Below are 18,270 nucleotides of genomic sequence, written 5' to 3' on the forward strand. Positions count from 1 at the left end.
CCGCAAAAATTTGAAAATTTTAAAATTTCACAAAGGATTTTATCGATGATCAAAGCACTTCGCGGTATGAACGATATTTCAGGCGAGCAAGCGCGCATCTACTCGCAAATTTTAAACGTGTGCGAGCGCGTGGCGCGCAATTACGGCTTTTGTCTCATAGAAACGCCCAAGCTCGAGCAGACCGCGCTATTTCGCCGCAGTGTCGGCGAGAGCAGCGACATCGTCGGCAAAGAGATGTATGAGTTTAGCGACAAAAGCGGCGATAGCGTCTGCCTGCGCCCCGAGGGCACCGCGGGTGTCGTGCGCGCCTTTATCGAAAAAAAGCTAGACCGCAGCGGCGGCGTACATAAATTTTATTATCAAGGCTCGATGTTTCGCTACGAGCGCCCGCAAAAGGGACGCCTGCGCGAGTTTCATCAATTCGGCGTCGAGTGCTTCGGGCAAAGTAGCGTCTATGAGGATGCGAGCGTGATTTTGATGTTAGCTCAAATTTTACGCGAGCTAAATGTCGCCGCAACGCTTAAAATCAACTCTTTAGGCGATGAGGAGTGCATGCCTGCGTATAAAACCAAGCTCGTAAATTTCTTGCAAGATCGCAAAGACAGGCTCTGCGAGGACTGCCAAAGGCGCATCGACACCAATCCGATCCGCGTGCTGGACTGCAAAAACGAGAGCTGCCAGAAAATTTTAGCCGCCGCGCCTCTTATAACTGAAAATTTAAACGACGCTTGCGCCGCGGAATTTGCGCAGCTGCAAAGAATTTTAACCCAAAACGGACAAAAATTTGAGATCGATGCGAAGCTCGTGCGCGGGCTTGACTACTACTGCAAAACCGCCTTTGAGTTCGTCTCAAGCGAGCTTGGCGCGCAAAGCGCCGTAGGCGGCGGCGGGCGCTACGACAGGCTCGTGGAGTTTTTAGGCGGTAGAAAGACGGCGGGCGTGGGCTTTGCGATCGGCATCGAGCGAATAGCCGAAATTTTAAAAACGCGCGAAGCCCCTCAAGAGCGCGAGGGGATTTATATCGGCGCGCTGGATGAGGCGTTTGTTAGCACGGCGTTTTCGTTTGCATTAAAGCTGCGAAAGTTTTGTAAAACTCAAATTTCATACGAGCCCAAGAGCCTAGCCAAGCATTTAAAAGCGGCTGACGCAGCGGAGGCTAAATTTTGCCTTTGCATCGGACAGGACGAGTTTGATCGCGCCGAGGTATGGTGTAAAAATTTAGAGGATCAAACCACCTTTGCGATTAAATTTAAAGAGGTCGAAGCATTTTTTAAGGATAGAGCATGAATGATTACGGACTAAATATTTGGGGAAATTCCAACTTCACGATAGACGGCGGCAAGCTATGCCTAAACTCCGATTTCAAGCAGCCTTTGGTGGATATCATAAAAGAGATCCGCGCAGACGGCGTGCGAGGCCCGATACTACTGCGCTTCCCGCACCTCATCAAAAAGCAGATCGTCGAAATTTATTCAAATTTTAACCGAGCCATAAAGGAGTTCGGCTACAAGGGAAAATTCCACGCCGTCTATCCGCTTAAAGTAAATCAATTCCCTGGCTTCGTTAGAAATTTAGTCGATATCGGCGAGCCTTACGGATACGGACTCGAAGCCGGCAGCAAGCCCGAACTACTGCTAGCGATGGCGTATAATAACTACGGCGCACCGATTACCGTAAACGGTTTTAAAGATAAGGAGCTTATAAATATCGGCTTCATCGCCGCAGAAATGGGGCATAACGTGACGCTTACGATCGAGGGGCTAAACGAGCTTGAAACTATCATCGAAACGGCTAAGGAGCGCTTTGCGCCAAAGCCTTTCATCGGGCTACGCATCAGGCTGCACAACTCCGGAAGCGGACTGTGGGCAAAAAGCGGCGGGATAAATTCCAAATTCGGCCTTACCTCGACCGAGCTTATAGAGGCGATAAACTTACTGAAGAAAAACGATCTCATCGAGCAGTTTACGATGATTCATTTTCATATCGGATCGCAAATTACAGAGATCCACCCGCTCAAAAAGGCTCTCATCGAAGCGGGTAATATCTACACCGAGCTTCGCAAAATGGGTGCGAAAAATTTAAAATCTATAAATTTAGGCGGAGGTCTTGCTATCGAATACTCCCAAGCCAAAGAAAGCTCCAGCCGCAACTATACGCTAAAAGAATACGCCAACGACGTGGTTTTCCTACTAAAATCGATCGCAGAGGATAAAAAAGAGGCCGAGCCGGATATTTTTATCGAGAGCGGCAGATACGTAGCCGCCAGCCATGCGGTGCTCGTAGCGCCGATTTTGGAGCTTTTTACCCAAGAATACGCCGAAGAGAAGCTCGCCCTAAAAAAGGATAATCCGCCGGTAGTCGCCGAGCTATACGATCTGTATAAAACTCTAAAGCCGTCCAACGCGCTAGAGTATCTGCACGACGCCATGTCGCATATGGAGAGCGTGCTTACCCTTTTTGATCTAGGATATGTCGATCTGATCGACCGCTCAAACGGCGAAATTTTGGTTCATCTAATAATGCGAAAGGCGTATGGAATTTTAGGCAACAAGCAAGAATACAGCAATTTCTTAAACTCCCTAGGCAACGCCCAAGAACGCTATTTGGTAAATTTCTCGATCTTTCAAAGCTTGCCCGATTTTTGGGGCATCAAGCAGCACTTCCCAATCATGCCGTTAGAGAGGCTGGACGAGCGCGCCACGCTATCGGCGTCGATCTGGGATATCACCTGCGATAGCGACGGCGAGATAGAATTCGACAGCCAAAAAAATCCGCTCTTTCTGCACGATTTCGATCCTGAAAAAGAGGAGTATTTTTTGGGCTTTTTTCTTGTCGGAGCCTACCAGGAGGTGCTTGGCATGAGCCACAACCTCTTTGCACACCCAACAGAGGCGACCGTGATTTTAAAGGATGACGGCGGTTTTGAGATCAAGGATTTCATCGAATCGCAATCGGTCATCGACATCTTGGAGGATATGGACTACGACGTAGTAGATATCCGCGAAAGCCTAAACGAGCGCGTCGAAAAATCAAATCTTATCGGAGATAAAGAGAAAAAGCATATCCTGGGCGAGCTATATCTGTTTTTAAACGACAATAGCTACTTAAAGACGATCAAATGAGTTTTTGGCAAATTTTAAAACAGGACTTTACCGAGCCCTTGCGTCAAGACCCCGCATGCAATAGCGTATTTGAGATATTTTTCTGCTATCCCGGCGTCTGGGCGCTGATAAATTACCGCTTCGCACACTTTTTCTACGAGCGAGGTTTTAAGCTTATAGCTCGCGCGATCAGCGGACTTGCTCGTATAATCACCGCAGTAGATATAAACCCGGGCGCACGTATCGGCTCGGGCGTGTTTTTCGATCACGCCACGGGGCTTGTCATCGGAGAAACGGCGATCATCGGCGATAACTGTCTGATCTATCAGGGCGTCACTCTCGGCGGCGTGAGCTTAGAGCACGGCAAGCGCCATCCGACGCTGCAAAACGGCGTCGTAGTGGGTGCGGGAGCCAAAGTGCTAGGCAACATCACCATCGGCGAAAATTCCAAAATCGGCGCAAATTCCGTCGTCATAAAGGATGTCGAGCCAAACTGCACCGCCGTGGGCGTGCCCGCTAGAATTTTAGGAAGCTGCGAGAGCGATCCTTTGGCACATAATAAAATTCCCGATATCAGCCAGGAGCTTATCAAATATCTCATCAAGCGTATCGAAATTTTGGAAGATTGCATCTGTAGCGGCAGAAAAGATATCGCCGAAATGGATGAGGATCTCAATAAATTCTACGAAGAGTATCTGAAATCATTAAAATAAGAGGGTTAAAGTGAAAAAAGCTCTATTTTTTATAATTTGTGCTATTTTGTCGGCAAGCGGCAGCGATGCTAATAGCGCAAAAAATTCCGCGGACGACGCCAGAATAAGCCTAGTAAAAAGTCTATACATCAAGGACACCTATTTTGGCGATCACAAAAATGCTCTATCGGCTTCTTTCAGATCCGTGCTTATGCAGGATGAAGCATCTACTGGCGAAGGTGAGGTAGGCTGCTTGGACTATGATCCGATAATCGGCGGTCAGGATGTCTGCGACGACACGAAATATGATTTTGAGCTAGGGCAGCGCGATACCGTCGTAGTAACTCAGACCTGCCCCTACGGTGCGCAGACGATAATCTACAAACTCGTCCGTAGCGGAGGTAACTATAAAATCGACGATATCTACGACCAAGACCCAAGTAGCGGCAGGGCTTTTAGCGTCAAAAATCAAATTTTAAATTGTCTAAACCAATCCAAGGAGCATCAATGAAATTAACACTTTCAAGTCGCGTAAGCAAGCTCGGCGAAAGCCTAACGATCGCAATCAGCACTAAAGCCAAACAGATGAAAGCCCAGGGGCAAGACGTCGTAATCCTAAGTGCGGGCGAGCCTGATTTCGATACCGCAGAAGTCGCCAAAAGGGCTGTCATAGAGGCTATGGCTAAGGGCTGCGGAAAATATACGCCGGTTGCCGGCACGCCTGAAATTTTAAATTTAATCGCGCAAAAGCTAAAGCGCGACAACGACCTAGATTACAGGCCTGATCAGATCATCACCAACGTAGGCGCCAAGCACTCGCTATTTAATGCCTTTAACTGCATCTTAAACGAAGGCGATGAGGTCATAATACCGGCACCTTATTGGGTCACCTATCCCGAAATTGTAAAATTCTGCGACAGCAAGCCCGTCATCGTAGACACCAAGGCGGAAAACCGATACAAAATCACCGCCTCGCAGCTCAAAGCCGCGATCACGCCGCGCACGAAGGCGCTGTGCCTTTTCAACCCAAGCAACCCCGCAGGCGCCGTATATTCGCGCCAGGAGCTACAAGAGCTTGCGGAAGTACTAAAAGGCACGGACATTTTAGTAATTGCCGATGAAATTTACGAAAAAATCGTCTTCGGCAAGAGTTTCATAGCCGCAGCAAGCATCAGCGAGGATATGTTCGGGCGCACCGTGACGATCAACGGGCTAAGCAAATGCGGCGCGATGCCCGGCTGGCGCTTCGGATACACGGCGTGCGCGATCGATGAGCTAAATAAGGCGATGGTAAACCTGCAAAGTCAAAGCGTCAGCAACGTAGCAAGCATCGTCCAGGCAGGCGCTATGCCGGTGCTGCGCGGCGAGGCGGACGATTTTATCGAGGAGATGAGGCGCGAATACGAGCGCAGGCGCGATTTTGGCACGGACGCGATAGGCGCGATCCCAGGGCTTAGTGTCGTAAAACCAGATGGCGCATTTTATTTCTTCATAGATTGCTCTCAGGTAGAACCTGATAGTATGAAATTCTGCATGCAACTGCTAGATAAAGGGCTCGTAGCCACGGTGCCAGGAAGCGGATTTGGTATGGATGGGCACTTCCGCATAAGCTTTGCATGCTCCATGGAAAATCTAAAACGCGGCTTTGAGCGCATAGAAAAATTCGTAAAAAATTACCACAGATAGGCATGCTAGCGAAATTTTGATCTAAATTTTAACGCAGCTCGCCGCAGTAATGGATTTTGAGACAAATTTGACTCGACGATACGGCGAATTTTGTGCAAATTTTGCGCGGCGCGACGACGAAATTTTGACCGTAAATTTAGTGCGCACGACAGCAAAATTTAAAACAAATCTAGTGCGGTGCAACTCGGCGGCAAAATTTAATGTAGATCCTATCGGGCGTAGTACGGCGCGGCGGTAGAATTTTACGTAATCCCGCGCGGCGCGGCGGTAGAGCTTAACGCCGATCTGACGCGATGCGGCTCCGCACGATACGGCTAGCGACGGAATTTATATGACCGCCGGGCGCGGCTAAATTTTGTGCCGCCTGAGGCGGCTTGGAATTTTTAGAATTTAATGCGGCGGCTCAGTGCGATTAAATTTCGCACCGTTTTAATTTAAGAGCATTTAAAATTTCATGCCGTTTTATTTAGGAGCGTTAGAATTTCATATCGCCGCATTACGGTGCCTGCCGCGCGAAATTTTATCTCGGCGGCGATAATTCTAACGCGGATACGGTCCTGCGCGGCGCGCAGGCAGATCTGACCGCCAAAGCCCAAATCCGCTTAAATTTAAAATTCCTAGCCCGCTCGGGTTAAATTTCAAACCTAGCGCCCGTTTAAGGCGAGTGCAGGGCAAACATAAATACGCGCGCCTCCAAACGGCGCATAGATGAGACGATCCGCCTCGTCCTATCGCGCCGGCAGACCTAGATAAATTTCAAATGCGCCGGCGATCCTGCTACGATGAACCGCGACATGCTTTTGCAAATCTCGCGCTGAAATACCGATTTGCGCTTGTATTTCGGCGGCATGCCGCGATACGTTTTTGCGAACGGCTCGTTCGTGGCGGAGTAGCAGGGCGGCACGGATCAAATATACCGCGGTTGCGAATGAGCGAAATGCCCGCTTAAATTTTACCCGTTCGCTTCTCGCAAGCACTTGCATGCGCTCCGCATTTGTACGCGGTGCGGCGGCGCATCCGCGACAAAAAATGCAGCGGCGCAAAATATAACAACGCAGCAAGCGGCCCAGCAGTGCACAAAACGAGCCGCAAAAGTGAAAGCACCTTTAGATTTGCGCTCTTGCAAGCCTTCAAAAATCGGCTTTTTTAAAATTTCCCTGCGCGCAGATCGCAAAAATCAGCTTTTTAAATTTTTTCGCCCGCTCAAATTTTAAAATCGGCTCTTTAAAATTCTCCCCTATGCGAGCTCTCGGATTTTCTCCTTTTTTTAAAATTTTAACGCACATTTAACTAAAAAATTCAATAATTTCAAATGTATATTTTACTTTTTTAAAGGAGAACATATGAGAAAAACCGCCCTTGTTTTAGCGCTTCCGCTCTTTTTTACGCCCGTTTTAGGCTTTGATTTAGCCAAACTCAACGCCAAAAAAGCCGTGCCGTACGAGCAAAAGACGCAGGAGTTTAGGCTGCCCGTAGGCATCGACGAAAACGGCATCATAGACGAGGCAAAGCTCGGCGACTCGCCTTATGCAAAGACCGTCATCTACGGCGCGAAGCTCATCAACGAGACGACGAGGTATCTCGGACCGCAGGCAAAGGATGAAAAAATGCGCTTTGCGGGCAACAACCTCTCTTGTTCGAGCTGCCATACGAGCGGCGGCGTCGTGCCCGATCAAAGCCCGTTCGTGGGTATCTACGCGAGATTTCCGCAGTATGTCGCGAGATCGAATCAGCTAGTCACGCTGCAAGACCGCATAAATGGCTGTTTTCAGCGCTCGATGGCGGGCAAGGCGATCCCTACGAACTCCAAAGAGATGCGCGCGATGATCGCCTACATGCACTGGCTCTCCGCAGGATATGAGGTCGGCGCAAAAGTAAAAGGCCAGGGGCTGCCGAAGGCGCAGTTTTTAGACCGCGCGGCGGATCCTAAAAAAGGACGCGAAATTTACGCCGCAAAATGCGCCGCCTGCCACGGCGAAAACGGCCAAGGGATAAAAAACGAGGGGTTTGCTCAAAGCGGTGATTACTACACATTCCCCGCGCTTTGGGGCGATGACAGCTACAATACGGGCGCCGGTATGTATAGGCTCATCGAAGGAGCGAGGTATGTCAAAGCCACTATGCCTAAAGGGGACGCCTCGCTAAGCTGGGAGGAAGCTTTCGACGTGACGGCGTATATAAACTCAAAGCCGCGCAAGATCAAACCCGATAGGAAGAAAGATTTCCCCGATCTAGACGTCAAGCAGATGGATATGGACGTGGGGCCTTACAACGACGGATTTGACGAGAACGATCACCGCTTCGGCCCATACAAACGCATGATCAAAAAATAAAATCAAACGCCGTCCTCGCGGCGGCGGAATTTTGACGTAAATTTAATGCGGCTCGGAATTTAACGCAAATTTAGTGCGACGCGACACGGAATTTAATACAAATGGCGCGATGCGGAACGAACCTTAAAGCATTCTGCTCGGCGCAGCGCGGCACGGCTCGGGATTTAATGCGGTTGCGCTAGCTAAGCGCGATTGAATTTCATGCCGCTTTAATTAAATTTCAAGCTGCCGTATTCAGGAGCGCTTAAATTTTATGCCGTTTTATTCAAATGCAGCTAATTTTGCGCTGTTATACTACGACGCCTGCTGCGTTACGCACTGCTCGCGATTTAAAATTTCGCTTCGGAATTTTAAAATTTTATCGCACGACGCATCCGGATTTCGTCGCGAAAGCTCTAGCATAAACGCTGCATGCGGCAGAGCTTTTAAAATTTCATCGTGAAATTTTAAAATTTTCCGCCGAGGCTTTCAAACCTTGCGCTGTTTGCCGCCACTACTCTAAAAATTTAACCAAATAGGCAATCGCACGAGATGCGACGGACAAAGCAGCTGCAATGAACACAACCTACGCCGCAGAGCGAGACGCGACGAATCAAAAAACTTACAACGCAATTCATAAGCGAGCTAAATTTTAAAATTTTACCGCGCCCGAAGCTCTCGTACAATTCAAAAATACGATAAATTTTATGTTTTAGTGCGCCTTTGAGCCCAAGCGTATCAAATAAATTTTAAACGAAATTCTAACGCCGCCGCGCTATTTTATATTTTTATAAAGACTATTTTAGTAAAATCAGAGCTTTATGAGCGAGATAAAAATTTTAATCACCGACAAGGATCTGTGCGCTCCGCGGCGGCTTTTGAGCAGGCGCGATAAAAAGCTGGCGTGCGTGCGAGCCCATCTGCGCGAGTTTCGCGTTTCGCGAGCACTTAAAACGCGCTTTAAAAAACGCGGCAAATTTTGCATCTCGCACAAAAGCGCGGATGGCAAAACGATCGTCGCCGTGGGTTTTGCGAGGCAAAAGTTCGGGCTTGATCTTGAAATTTTAAAACCGCGGAATTTTGCCGCAGCGAGCGAGTTTTGTTTCAACGCCTTTGAGCGCGAGCTTTTAGCGGCGACGGACGAGAGCGAAAAGACGCTCGTTTTTTATAAAATTTACACGATCAAAGAGGCACTGATTAAGGCGCGAAGCCTAGGTTTTTACGCGCTTGCTCGCGTGGGGCTGGCGCGCGGCGCAGATGGAGAGGCTTTGGCGCTTGATGAGCGCGGCAGGGCGTGGCCCTACAAGAGCTATATTTTGAATAGCGAGATTTTGATTTCGCTCGTTTTTAGGGAGAATTTTTGAGACCTGTTTGTCATTTTTACGCTATTTCCAAAACGGCTTTCATTCTGCTTTGCGCCGCGTTTTTTATAAGCGGATGTGCGCGCAAAGCGCCTGGGCAAATAGCGGAATTTAGCCAAAAACAGTTCATCTTGACGGATACTAACGGCGTGAAAAGTAGAGTCCTAATCTCAAAAATTTCGCCCGCAAGCGGCGAGGAGAGCCGCTACAAGCTCGTCTGGCTCGATATGCTAGGCGCGCCGATCGCACGTAAAATTTTATCGATCGCGGACGGCGAGGCTAAATTTCGCAACGACGGCTTCCTGCCGCCCGATTCGCAAAGCGAGCGAGTATTTTTAGCCCTGCTTGAAAATGCAGATAAAGCGAATTTCACCATAAACGCAAAGGGGCACCGATATGACGCAGTATCTAAGTAGCCCCGGGCTCATCTGCGCGGGTGCAAACAGCGCCGCAGAGCTTTTTGGCGCGTTGTGCGAAAAAAGATCCTCGCTGCGAAAACTTGGCATCTGCGGTAAAAATTTCATCTTTGGGCGCGTGGATACGCCGCTGCCGCAGATCAAAGATCGCGCCTACGCTACGCGCACGAACGCCCTAGCGCTTTACGCTTGCCTAGGCGTGCAGGGGCAGATCGAGCAAGCCGTGCAAAAATTCGGCGCGCACCGCGTAGGCGTAGTGTTTGCGACCACCAATACCGGCGTGCAGGAAAACTATGCGGAATTTTTTGCTTGCAATAAGGACGCGGAAAATTTTATCTCGCAAGACGGCGAGAGCTCCGCGCCGTGCAGTGAAATTTCTACTGCAAACAACGAAAATTTCGCCAAAAATTCAAAAGCCGTAAACGATAAATTTAAAAACTTCTGCTTCGAGCGCAACTCCCACGCAAACCCCGCAAATTTTATCCGCGAACGCTTCGGGCTAAAATCCGTCGCGATCGGGGTTTCGAGCGCTTGCACCAGCGGAAACAAAGCTCTCATCGAAGCCTCGCGCCTCATCTGCGCGGGACTTTGCGATGCGGTCGTATTCGGCGGCGCCGACGCATTAGACGAGCTCACGCTGCAGGGCTTTAGCGCGCTTGAAATTTTAAGCGAGCAGTCGCTAAAGCCGTTTTCAGAGGCGCGGACAGGTACAAATCTAGGCGAAGGGGCCTGCGCATTCGTGCTTTCGCGCGAACGCATAAGCGACGTCGCGATTTTGGCTCATGCCGCAAACTCCGACGCCTACCACATCACCAAGCCCGATCCTAGCGCGCGTATGCAGATCAAAGCGATCAAAACCGCGCTAAAATCGGCGCAGCTGCAAAGCGTGGACTACGTAAATCTACACGGCACGGGCACTGCGGCTAACGACGCGATGGAGGCCCTGGCTATGAGTGCCGCCCTGCCCTTAGCGCCCGCAAGCTCGTCAAAATGGGCGATCGGACACACCCTGGGCGCTGCGGGGGCGATCGAGCTTGCCGTGTGCTACGAGGCGATGAGACAGGGCGTGATCCCGCCGAATTTTACGAATGATAAAATTTGGCGCGGCTCGGAGATTGAAATTTTTCGCGGCGTGCAGCCGCGACGCGGAGAGCGAAACGATGAAATTTTAAATAGCAAAAGCGATCAAATTTCATGCAGCTTGGGCGATGAAATTTTACAAAACGCGCAGGGTGAAATTTCAAAAAGCAGCGCGGATGAAATTTTGGCTGCGTCTAAAGCTTTACGAGGCGCGGACGATAAAATTTTAAAAGACGCCGCGGATCAAGCTTCGCAAACGAGCGAAATTCCGGCTGCGCTGTCTAAATTTAATCTCGCATGCGAAGCCAAAAAAGCGCGCGTAGATACCGCGATGAATCTAAGCTTTGCTTTCGGCGGCGACAACGCCGTAACCATAATAGGACGCGTATGAAAGCCTCTAGCATCCTACCGCAGAGCGGATATATGGTCTTCGCGGATGAAATTTTAGAGATTAGCGACGGATATGCGAGCTGTGCATTTAGCGTTAAAGAGGACTCACCGTTTACCGAAGACGGCGAGCTCGACAGCTACGCGTATATGGAGATAATGGCGCAGTGTATCGGCGTGTATTCGGGCTACAGAAACGACGGCGAGGCGAGGCTTGGGTTTTTGCTGGGCGTGCGGAACCTGGATATTTCGCGTGCAAGCCTGAAGGTGGGCGAGCGCGTAATCACGACGGCGAGGCAGAGCGTAAGCGACGGCGAGGGACTATATATCTTCGACTGCGAGATCCGCTGCGGCGACGAACATATCGCAAGCGCCACGCTTAGCGTGATGAACCCAAACGATGAAATGCTAAAGAGTATAAATGGCTAAGAGAATTTTAATCACCGGAGCAAGCGGCGGTATCGGCGAGGCGTGCGCGTTAAATTTAGCGCAAAAGGGTTACGGCTTGGCGCTAAACGGGCGCAACGAAGCAAAGCTAAAAGACGTGGCGAGGCGCTGCTTGGACGCGGGCGCGGCGGAAGTTCAAATTTTAAAATTTGACGTCGCAGATACCGCTGCGGCGCAGAAGCGGATCGAAGCAGACATAGAGGCAAACGGCGCATACTGGGGCATCGTGCTAAACGCTGGCATCACGCGAGATAACTCCTTCGTGTGGTTCGAGCGCGAGGATTGGCAAAGCGTGATAGATACGAATTTAGGCGGGTTTTATAACGTCCTAAAGCCCGCGCTGATGCCGATAATCCGCGCCAAAAAGGGCGGGCGTATCGTGGTGATGAGCTCGGTTAGCGGAATTGCCGGCAACCGCGGCCAGAGCAACTACGCCGCTAGCAAAGGAGGCCTAATCGCCGCGGCAAAATCCCTGGCGATAGAGCTTGCAAGTCGCAAGATCACGGTAAACGTGGTAGCTCCCGGGCTCATCAAAACAGCGATGAGCGAAGGTATAAATGAAGCCGCAAGCGAGCAAATTTTAAGCGCAATCCCGCTAGGCCGCATCGGCGAGCCGAGCGAAGTGGCGCATTTGGTGGAGTTTTTACTAAGCGAAAATTCCGCATACATCACAAAAGAGGTTATTAAAATAGACGGTGGATTATGTTAAATAGAGTAGTTATTACGGGTTTTGGCAACGTCTGTGCATTCGGGCGGGACTGGGCGAGCATAAAGCAGAATTTGGCGCATCAAAAAAGCGCCGTAGTTTATATGAGCGAATGGGATATCTTCGGCGAGGAGCTAAACACCAGGCTTGGTGCGCCGATACAAAACTACGCGCCGCCTGCGCACTGGAGCCGCAAAGATACCCGCTCGATGGGCAAGGTAGCGATGTTTGGCGTAGATGCTGCGGGCGAAGCTCTGGCGGATGCGGGACTTTTAGATGATGAGCGCATAAAGGACGGTCGTATGGGCGTCGCAGCGGGTAGCTGTAGCGGCGATGCGAAGGCTACTGGCGAGGTCATAGATATTTTGCATGGCAAGGATAGCACCTTCAACGCCAACTCATACGTAAAGATGATGCCCCACACCGTCGCTGCGAATATCGCGATCTACTACGGACTAAAAGGCAGGCTCATACCTACGAGCTCTGCGTGCACGAGCGCGTCTCAAGCGATCGGCTACTCCTACGAAGCGATAAAATTTGGCCTTGCGGATATGATGCTGGCAGGCGGCGCGGATGAGCTACACCCAAGCCAGGCATTCGTATTCGATAAGCTCTACGCGACAAGCTGCAAAAACGACACCCCTACCCTCAGCCCTGCACCTTTTGATATAGCGCGCGATGGACTGGTTTTGGGCGAAGGCGGCGTTATATTCGTGCTGGAAAGCCTCAGAAGCGCCCTTGCGCGCGGCGCTAAAATTTACGCCGAGATAGTAGGATTCGGCACAACCTGCGACGGCACGCATATCACCCGCCCGCAGAGCGAGACTATGCGTGCGGCGATGCAGCTGGCGCTCAAAGATGCCGCGATTTCGCCGGATCTCATCGGGCACGTAAACGCCCACGCTACGGCGACCAAGCAGGGCGACGTCGCAGAATCTACGGCGACGCATGAAATTTTCGGCTCGCAGACGCCCGTGAGCTCTTATAAAGGCTATTTGGGTCATACTTTGGGCGCGTGCGGGGCGCTGGAGAGCTTCATCTCGGTGATGATGATGAATGAGGGGCTATTCTATCCGAATCTAAATTTACAAGCTATCGATCCGGAATGTGCGCCGCTTAGGTACCTCACGCAGCCACAGGAGATAGAGACGAATTACGTTATGAATAACAACTTCGCTTTCGGCGGCGTGAACACCTCTTTGATTTTTAAAAAATTTATCGATTAAAGGAGAGAAAATGAAAAAATTTCTATTTTTCGCAGTTGCGGCGCTTTTCGTCGCTAATGCGGCTTATGCCAAAAACGACATCGTGCGTTTTCCGATCGCCGCGGCACTCGCAGAGCCTGATGCTAAAGCTAAGCTTGATCCGAACATAAAATTCTACTTCGGCAACAAATCCGCAGGTAGAAAGATCACGCAGCAGCTAAGCTCGAACAAAAAAACAAACAGCATCAACAAGACCGATCAAGCCGCATGCAACCGCGCGTTTTTGTCGGCACTGCTTAGCTTTCAAGACCGAGCCAAAAAAGAGGGTGGCAACAAGGTCGTAAACATCACGAGCTACTATTACAAAAACGTTTTCGTGAGCGACAAGGAGTTTGAATGCGGCGTAGGCTCGATAATGAACGGCGTCACGCTAAGAGGCTATATTGCAAAATAAACTAAGCTTCGGCGTAGCTTACGCAAGCGCGATAATTTCGGGCGAGCCGGCGGAGTTTTATAAAAATTTCGCCGCTTGCTCGGACGGAATTTCCGAAGTAAATTTAGGCGGAAATTCCGATCTCGCTTGCGATACAGGTCAAAATTTTACGTATGATTTTACGGCAAATTCTACGCAAGATTTTACAGATATTTTGGACTGCGAGCAGAATTCTATCAATTCCTCAAATTTTGCAGCGTGCAAAAATAACGAAAACGCGGGTTGTGACCTTGCTACAGAAGGTTTTGATGAAAATTCTATTAAGCCCCACTCGGAGCTAGGATTAAAACAAGAAGCGGATGCGTCTAAATTTAACTCCTCGCGCGCTTTTGATTGCAACTCCGAAGAGGCGGCGGAGCTTTATAAAAATTTCGCCGCGCGCGAGGACGAAGCTTTACAAAATAGCTCTGTAGAAAATTTAGAAATCGCTGCCCGCTTAAAAGAGGAAATTTTAGCACTCGAAGCTTTAAAGAAAAAGCCGGCTCTTGCGCACATCCCGCCGTTGCAGCGCCGCCGCTTGGGGCTTGGGGCGAAGCTTTGCATCTCGCTTTTAGGCGAAATTTCGCAAAATACGCCGCAGAGCTTAGCCGAGAAAAGCTCCTTAAATTCTACGTCGCAAGATTTAGATGCGAATAAAAGCCAGGCCGCCGCGCAAAACCTGTCGCCGCAGGATTTTTCAAATGAAAATTCCTTAAATTCGGCAAGGCAAAATTTCAAAACAGACGATAATGCCGCGACGCAGCACTCGGAGCTGCCGCTCGTTTTTTGCTCGCGTCTCGGCGAGATCAACCGCTGTTTTAACCTGCTCGGCTCGATGAGGGAAAGCGTTTCGCCTTCGAGCTTTTGCGTCAGCGTACTCAACGCGATCGCGGCGCAAAATGCGATTTTTACGCAAAACCACGCCGAAATTTCGACGATCTCTGCGGCGTGTGCGCTTGAAAACGGCGCAATAATCGCCGCTGCAAGGCTGAAAGAAGGCGCGGAAAATTCCTACTCCGCGCAGGACGCAAACGAAAATGGAAAAAACGGCGAATGCAAGTCGGATAACGATAAAATCGCCCTGCTCTGCTATTTTGAAGAGGCAAATAACGACTATCTGAAGCGCTGCGACTTTGCCTGTGCCCTACTTCTGGTGCTTCAGCGAGGAGATGACGTGCAGATTGAAATTTCACCGCACATTACGGACGCGACGGCACAGAGCCTGGGGGCACAAGATCCAAAACCGCGAGCCGAGAATGAAATTTTACGAAGCTTTAAAAAAGGCGGCGAGATCCCGCTAGATACCGCGGTGGAATTTTTGGCCAAAATCCTCTTCGGCAAGCGCGAATGGCGCAGTAGCGACGGGGTTTTGGACTATCTTTGGCGCGTCAAAGATCCCGCCAAAATCGCAGCTTTTTTAAGGCAAAATCGTGAGCATTAAAATAGCAAAATTTCATCGCATGTGCAAGCGCGGTGAGACGAATAAATTTGACCAAAATCTCAGGCTACACGGAGCCGCAAAAGCCCGAATGACGAGCTTTAAATTTAGCCTCTCCTCCAAGCTCAGATATAGTGAAAGTTTTAAATTTAGCTGCGCTATCGAATATGAGCTCAGCCAAACGGCGCATCTTAAAAGCACGCCGAAAGGGCGCGCACCGTGCGCCCCCAAATCGCGTTGCAATGAGGCGCGCTGCGAAGATGCGCCGCCGAGGCATACGCAACAAACCCAAAAAAATCCGCCTAAACGCTGCGAGCTGCGAGCTATAAAAATTTTACTGCAGCGGCGCATGGAAGACACCGTAAAATTTCGCTATAAACACAGATGCGGCAGGCTGAAACGGTACGCGCATCAGGCTGTAAATTTCATAAATTTAGCAGAGCAAAGCTTGGGCTACGAGTTTAAATTTAGCCGCGCGATGAACCGAGTAGCCGCTCAGGCAAAATGCGCACGACAAAGCGTTGCGATGAATTTCAAATTTAACTGCGCCGCGAGCTATAAATTTAATCAAACGGCGCGTCATATGGTAGCGCCAAAACAGCATATACGGCGCTTCGCAGAAATTCTATCGCAACGGCGCGCGTGGCAAACCGAGGAAATTCTACCGCAACGATACGCGCGGCAAAAGATAGAAGCTCCATCGCTGCAATACGCACGACGAAGCACGTGGCAAGCTGAGGAAATTTTACTGGGGCAGCATATACGGCAAACGGCAAGAATTCCACAAAAACGCAGTTTATCGTGCGCCGCAAAAATTTTATTGTTTCGGCACACGCAGAGCGCCGAGATCGCCTCCGCTCAGATCATGAAAGCTCTATTATTTCGGCGCATACCGCGAGGAGAAATATCGCGCGCAGAAAACTGCGAAAACTCCGCTGCGATGCGGCGAGCGGCAAGCCGTAGAAATTTTATCGAGATCGCGCGCATGACGAGCCATCAAATCCCCGCCGAGAACCACAAAATCATCGCCGAAAACTGTAAAATCCTCATCGAGAGGCATAAAATCCCCGCCGAAAGAGGCGCCGCGTAATGAAGCAGGCAAATCCGATAAGGCGCAAGCTTAAACAGATCGGCATCGCGTTATCCTTCTCAAGCTTCGGCGCGCTGTGTATGATAGGCAACCTGCTCTTCCTCCCCGTAGCGCTGCTGAGGCTAAACCGCATAGAGGTCGTGCGAAATTTCGTGCGCGATTTTATAATGATCTCGTGGCGCATATTTTTGCTGCTAGCGCGTCTTTACGGCAGCATCGGCGTGAACTGGCGCTGCAAGCTCCCGCCTAGCGGCACTCTCATCATCGCAAACCACCCTAGCCTGCTTGACGTGGTGATCTTTTTAGCTCACGTGCGGCGCGCAAACTGCGTAGTCAAGGAAAGTCTGTGTAAAAATCCCTTCCTCTCCGCCGCCATCGCAGCCGCGGGCTACATCCCAAACACCGGCTCGGAAGCGATGATAGATGCATGCCGCAGCGCCCTTGAGCGAGGAGAAAGCCTAATCATCTTCCCAGAGGGCACGCGCACCGCAGATCGCATCGCCATGCACAAAGCAGCGTTTTACATCGCGATAAATTTCGCAAAAAATATGAATTGCGTCGCGATAAAAATGGATCCTAAAAGCCTAAAAAAAGGACAAGTATGGTACGATACGCCCGAGGTTCGGATGAAGTACGACCTCTACGAGCTGTGCGCGCTGGATCTAACGAGCTTTGAGCCGGATCGCCCAAACCCGATCCGAGTGCGCAAACTCTACGAAAAAATATCAAATCTATATGAAAAGGAGAATCTGTGAACGAAGAAATTTTGGAGCTTAAGGAACTGATCATTTCGGGGCTGAACCTCGAAGACGTCGCGCCGGGCGACATAAATGACGATGAGCCGCTTTTTGGCGACGGGCTCGGGCTCGATTCGGTCGATGCGCTGGAGCTAGGGCTTTTGGTGCAGAAAAAATACGGCATCGTGCTTAACTCAAAAACCCAAAATTTAAAGCAAATTTTCTCATCCGTTGCGTCTTTGGCGCAATACATCGCCGAAAATAGGAGTAAAAATGAGTAAAGATGAAATTTTTGAAATTTTAAAAAAGGCGCTCGTGGAGCTTTTTGAGATCGACGAGAGCAAGGTCGTGCCTGAGGCTAAAATTTACGAGGATCTGCAGATCGACAGCATCGACGCGATCGATCTGGTCGATTACGTCAAGAAAAACACGGGCTACAAGCTGATGCCAGATGATTTTAAAAATATCCAAACTCTCGGCGACATCGTGGATGCCGTAGCCACAAAGCTCGATCAGGGCGCGAGCGGGGAAACTACGAGCGGCGAGAGTTAAATTTCGCCGTGCGGCGCGGCAAGATCGCGTGCGTTGCGGTTTGGTAGTTTACTTTGCGGCGGCGTTTGGCTTGATAGATAGCATACGGCGGCGTTTGTTTGACGGCGCATGTTGAATTGATAACGTGCGGCACATATTATCAAAGGTGTGCGGCGAGCGGAGAACGTTTTATTAAAGCATGAGGAAGCGAGCGGCTTTTACGGGCTTAGCACTTAAGCGGCACGACACAAAGTCCGCTTGCCCACCGCTTTTGGGCTAGTATGTAAAGCGCTTTGCAGATTTAAATTTTAAAATTTTAATCTGCGAGCTTGAATGAAATTTTGAAATTTTAAAAGGCATTGTTTCTTTTGCGACCGCTGTTTTCGTAAAATTTCAAAATTTTAAAATTTCGGCTAAATTTGATTTAGCGGATCTGATCGCGGGTGCGGCAGTGCGAGTTAAATTAAGGTGCGGCTAAATTTAAAAGCGGCGAGCAAAACTAAATAAATTTTAAAAGTGTGGCATCTAAAATCGAACGCTAAGGCCAAATTTAAAGTATCGAAGCGTAGTAATAATCGCGCCAATCGCACCCGCGGCAAGAGCCTAAGC

The 18,270-nt window shown here is 49.9% G+C and carries 18 protein-coding genes; all 18 read left to right on the top strand.

Annotation, left to right across the window (positions count from 1 at the left end; translation table 11 throughout):
* The first annotated feature begins 45 nt into the window (after positions 1 to 45).
* Positions 46 to 1,287 (top strand): histidine--tRNA ligase, encoded by a 1,242-nt coding sequence (gene hisS, locus Q0393_RS09320; protein WP_298979706.1) that lies wholly within the window; start codon positions 46 to 48, stop codon positions 1,285 to 1,287.
* Complete coding sequence (gene speA / locus Q0393_RS09325) at positions 1,284 to 3,122, top strand: biosynthetic arginine decarboxylase (RefSeq protein ID WP_298979708.1); 1,839 nt, start codon at positions 1,284 to 1,286, stop codon at positions 3,120 to 3,122. Before hisS ends, speA begins: the two co-directional genes overlap by 4 nt.
* A complete protein-coding gene (cysE, locus tag Q0393_RS09330; RefSeq protein WP_298979710.1) occupies positions 3,119 to 3,814 on the top strand; it encodes a serine O-acetyltransferase in 696 nt (231 codons plus the stop codon). The genes speA and cysE overlap by 4 nt, the downstream gene beginning before the upstream one ends.
* Before the next feature lie 10 nt (positions 3,815 to 3,824).
* Positions 3,825 to 4,304: a hypothetical protein gene (locus Q0393_RS09335; protein WP_298979712.1), complete on the top strand. Its 480-nt coding sequence runs from the start codon at positions 3,825 to 3,827 to the stop codon at positions 4,302 to 4,304.
* Complete coding sequence (locus tag Q0393_RS09340; RefSeq protein WP_298979714.1) at positions 4,301 to 5,479, top strand: pyridoxal phosphate-dependent aminotransferase; 1,179 nt, start codon at positions 4,301 to 4,303, stop codon at positions 5,477 to 5,479. The genes Q0393_RS09335 and Q0393_RS09340 overlap by 4 nt, the downstream gene beginning before the upstream one ends.
* A 1,343-nt stretch (positions 5,480 to 6,822) precedes the next feature.
* Positions 6,823 to 7,812 carry a c-type cytochrome gene (locus Q0393_RS09345; RefSeq protein WP_298979718.1) on the top strand — a complete coding sequence of 330 codons (990 nt, stop codon included), beginning with the start codon at positions 6,823 to 6,825 and terminating at the stop codon, positions 7,810 to 7,812.
* Between the two features lie 800 nt (positions 7,813 to 8,612).
* Positions 8,613 to 9,155, top strand: a complete 543-nt coding sequence (locus tag Q0393_RS09350) for a 4'-phosphopantetheinyl transferase superfamily protein (protein ID WP_298979720.1) — start codon at positions 8,613 to 8,615, stop codon at positions 9,153 to 9,155.
* The gene (locus Q0393_RS09355; RefSeq protein ID WP_298979722.1) at positions 9,152 to 9,568 is read left to right on the top strand and encodes a hypothetical protein; all 417 of its coding nucleotides are present in this window, start codon (positions 9,152 to 9,154) and stop codon (positions 9,566 to 9,568) included. Before Q0393_RS09350 ends, Q0393_RS09355 begins: the two co-directional genes overlap by 4 nt.
* On the top strand, positions 9,549 to 11,039 hold the full coding sequence (locus tag Q0393_RS09360) for a beta-ketoacyl synthase N-terminal-like domain-containing protein (RefSeq protein ID WP_298979725.1): 1,491 nt from the start codon (positions 9,549 to 9,551) through the stop codon (positions 11,037 to 11,039). The genes Q0393_RS09355 and Q0393_RS09360 overlap by 20 nt, the downstream gene beginning before the upstream one ends.
* Positions 11,036 to 11,464, top strand: a complete 429-nt coding sequence (locus tag Q0393_RS09365) for a hypothetical protein (RefSeq protein WP_298979726.1) — start codon at positions 11,036 to 11,038, stop codon at positions 11,462 to 11,464. Before Q0393_RS09360 ends, Q0393_RS09365 begins: the two co-directional genes overlap by 4 nt.
* The gene (gene fabG, locus Q0393_RS09370; protein WP_298979727.1) at positions 11,457 to 12,191 is read left to right on the top strand and encodes a 3-oxoacyl-ACP reductase FabG; all 735 of its coding nucleotides are present in this window, start codon (positions 11,457 to 11,459) and stop codon (positions 12,189 to 12,191) included. Before Q0393_RS09365 ends, fabG begins: the two co-directional genes overlap by 8 nt.
* Positions 12,185 to 13,414, top strand: coding sequence for a beta-ketoacyl-ACP synthase (locus Q0393_RS09375; protein ID WP_298979728.1), 1,230 nt, complete (start codon positions 12,185 to 12,187; stop codon positions 13,412 to 13,414). The genes fabG and Q0393_RS09375 overlap by 7 nt, the downstream gene beginning before the upstream one ends.
* A 10-nt stretch (positions 13,415 to 13,424) precedes the next feature.
* Positions 13,425 to 13,847: an excinuclease ABC subunit A gene (locus Q0393_RS09380; RefSeq protein WP_298979730.1), complete on the top strand. Its 423-nt coding sequence runs from the start codon at positions 13,425 to 13,427 to the stop codon at positions 13,845 to 13,847.
* Entirely contained in the window at positions 13,837 to 15,306 is a 1,470-nt protein-coding gene (locus tag Q0393_RS09385; protein ID WP_298979731.1) for a beta-ketoacyl synthase chain length factor, read from the top strand. Before Q0393_RS09380 ends, Q0393_RS09385 begins: the two co-directional genes overlap by 11 nt.
* Complete coding sequence (locus Q0393_RS09390) at positions 15,296 to 16,393, top strand: hypothetical protein (protein ID WP_298979732.1); 1,098 nt, start codon at positions 15,296 to 15,298, stop codon at positions 16,391 to 16,393. The genes Q0393_RS09385 and Q0393_RS09390 overlap by 11 nt, the downstream gene beginning before the upstream one ends.
* A complete protein-coding gene (locus Q0393_RS09395) occupies positions 16,393 to 17,148 on the top strand; it encodes a lysophospholipid acyltransferase family protein (protein ID WP_298979734.1) in 756 nt (251 codons plus the stop codon). Before Q0393_RS09390 ends, Q0393_RS09395 begins: the two co-directional genes overlap by 1 nt.
* Entirely contained in the window at positions 17,145 to 17,411 is a 267-nt protein-coding gene (locus tag Q0393_RS09400) for a phosphopantetheine-binding protein (RefSeq protein WP_177388711.1), read from the top strand. The genes Q0393_RS09395 and Q0393_RS09400 overlap by 4 nt, the downstream gene beginning before the upstream one ends.
* A complete protein-coding gene (locus tag Q0393_RS09405; protein ID WP_298979737.1) occupies positions 17,404 to 17,682 on the top strand; it encodes an acyl carrier protein in 279 nt (92 codons plus the stop codon). Before Q0393_RS09400 ends, Q0393_RS09405 begins: the two co-directional genes overlap by 8 nt.
* Positions 17,683 to 18,270 lie beyond the last annotated feature (588 nt).

It is taken from the genome of uncultured Campylobacter sp. (genome assembly GCF_938015785.1).
Classification (GTDB): domain Bacteria; phylum Campylobacterota; class Campylobacteria; order Campylobacterales; family Campylobacteraceae; genus Campylobacter_B.

What these genes read in the sequence shown, in the direction of transcription:
- Q0393_RS09380 (WP_298979730.1), top strand. Translation starts at nt 13,425, where the DNA reads ATGAAAAAATTTCTATTTTTCGCAGTTGCGGCGCTTTTCGTCGCTAAT.
- Q0393_RS09395 (WP_298979734.1), top strand. Translation starts at nt 16,393, where the DNA reads ATGAAGCAGGCAAATCCGATAAGGCGCAAGCTTAAACAGATCGGCATC.
- fabG (WP_298979727.1), top strand. Translation starts at nt 11,457, where the DNA reads ATGGCTAAGAGAATTTTAATCACCGGAGCAAGCGGCGGTATCGGCGAG.
- Q0393_RS09350 (WP_298979720.1), top strand. Translation starts at nt 8,613, where the DNA reads ATGAGCGAGATAAAAATTTTAATCACCGACAAGGATCTGTGCGCTCCG.
- Q0393_RS09405 (WP_298979737.1), top strand. Translation starts at nt 17,404, where the DNA reads ATGAGTAAAGATGAAATTTTTGAAATTTTAAAAAAGGCGCTCGTGGAG.
- Q0393_RS09345 (WP_298979718.1), top strand. Translation starts at nt 6,823, where the DNA reads ATGAGAAAAACCGCCCTTGTTTTAGCGCTTCCGCTCTTTTTTACGCCC.
- Q0393_RS09375 (WP_298979728.1), top strand. Translation starts at nt 12,185, where the DNA reads ATGTTAAATAGAGTAGTTATTACGGGTTTTGGCAACGTCTGTGCATTC.
- Q0393_RS09360 (WP_298979725.1), top strand. Translation starts at nt 9,549, where the DNA reads ATGACGCAGTATCTAAGTAGCCCCGGGCTCATCTGCGCGGGTGCAAAC.
- Q0393_RS09340 (WP_298979714.1), top strand. Translation starts at nt 4,301, where the DNA reads ATGAAATTAACACTTTCAAGTCGCGTAAGCAAGCTCGGCGAAAGCCTA.
- hisS (WP_298979706.1), top strand. Translation starts at nt 46, where the DNA reads ATGATCAAAGCACTTCGCGGTATGAACGATATTTCAGGCGAGCAAGCG.
- cysE (WP_298979710.1), top strand. Translation starts at nt 3,119, where the DNA reads ATGAGTTTTTGGCAAATTTTAAAACAGGACTTTACCGAGCCCTTGCGT.
- Q0393_RS09365 (WP_298979726.1), top strand. Translation starts at nt 11,036, where the DNA reads ATGAAAGCCTCTAGCATCCTACCGCAGAGCGGATATATGGTCTTCGCG.
- speA (WP_298979708.1), top strand. Translation starts at nt 1,284, where the DNA reads ATGAATGATTACGGACTAAATATTTGGGGAAATTCCAACTTCACGATA.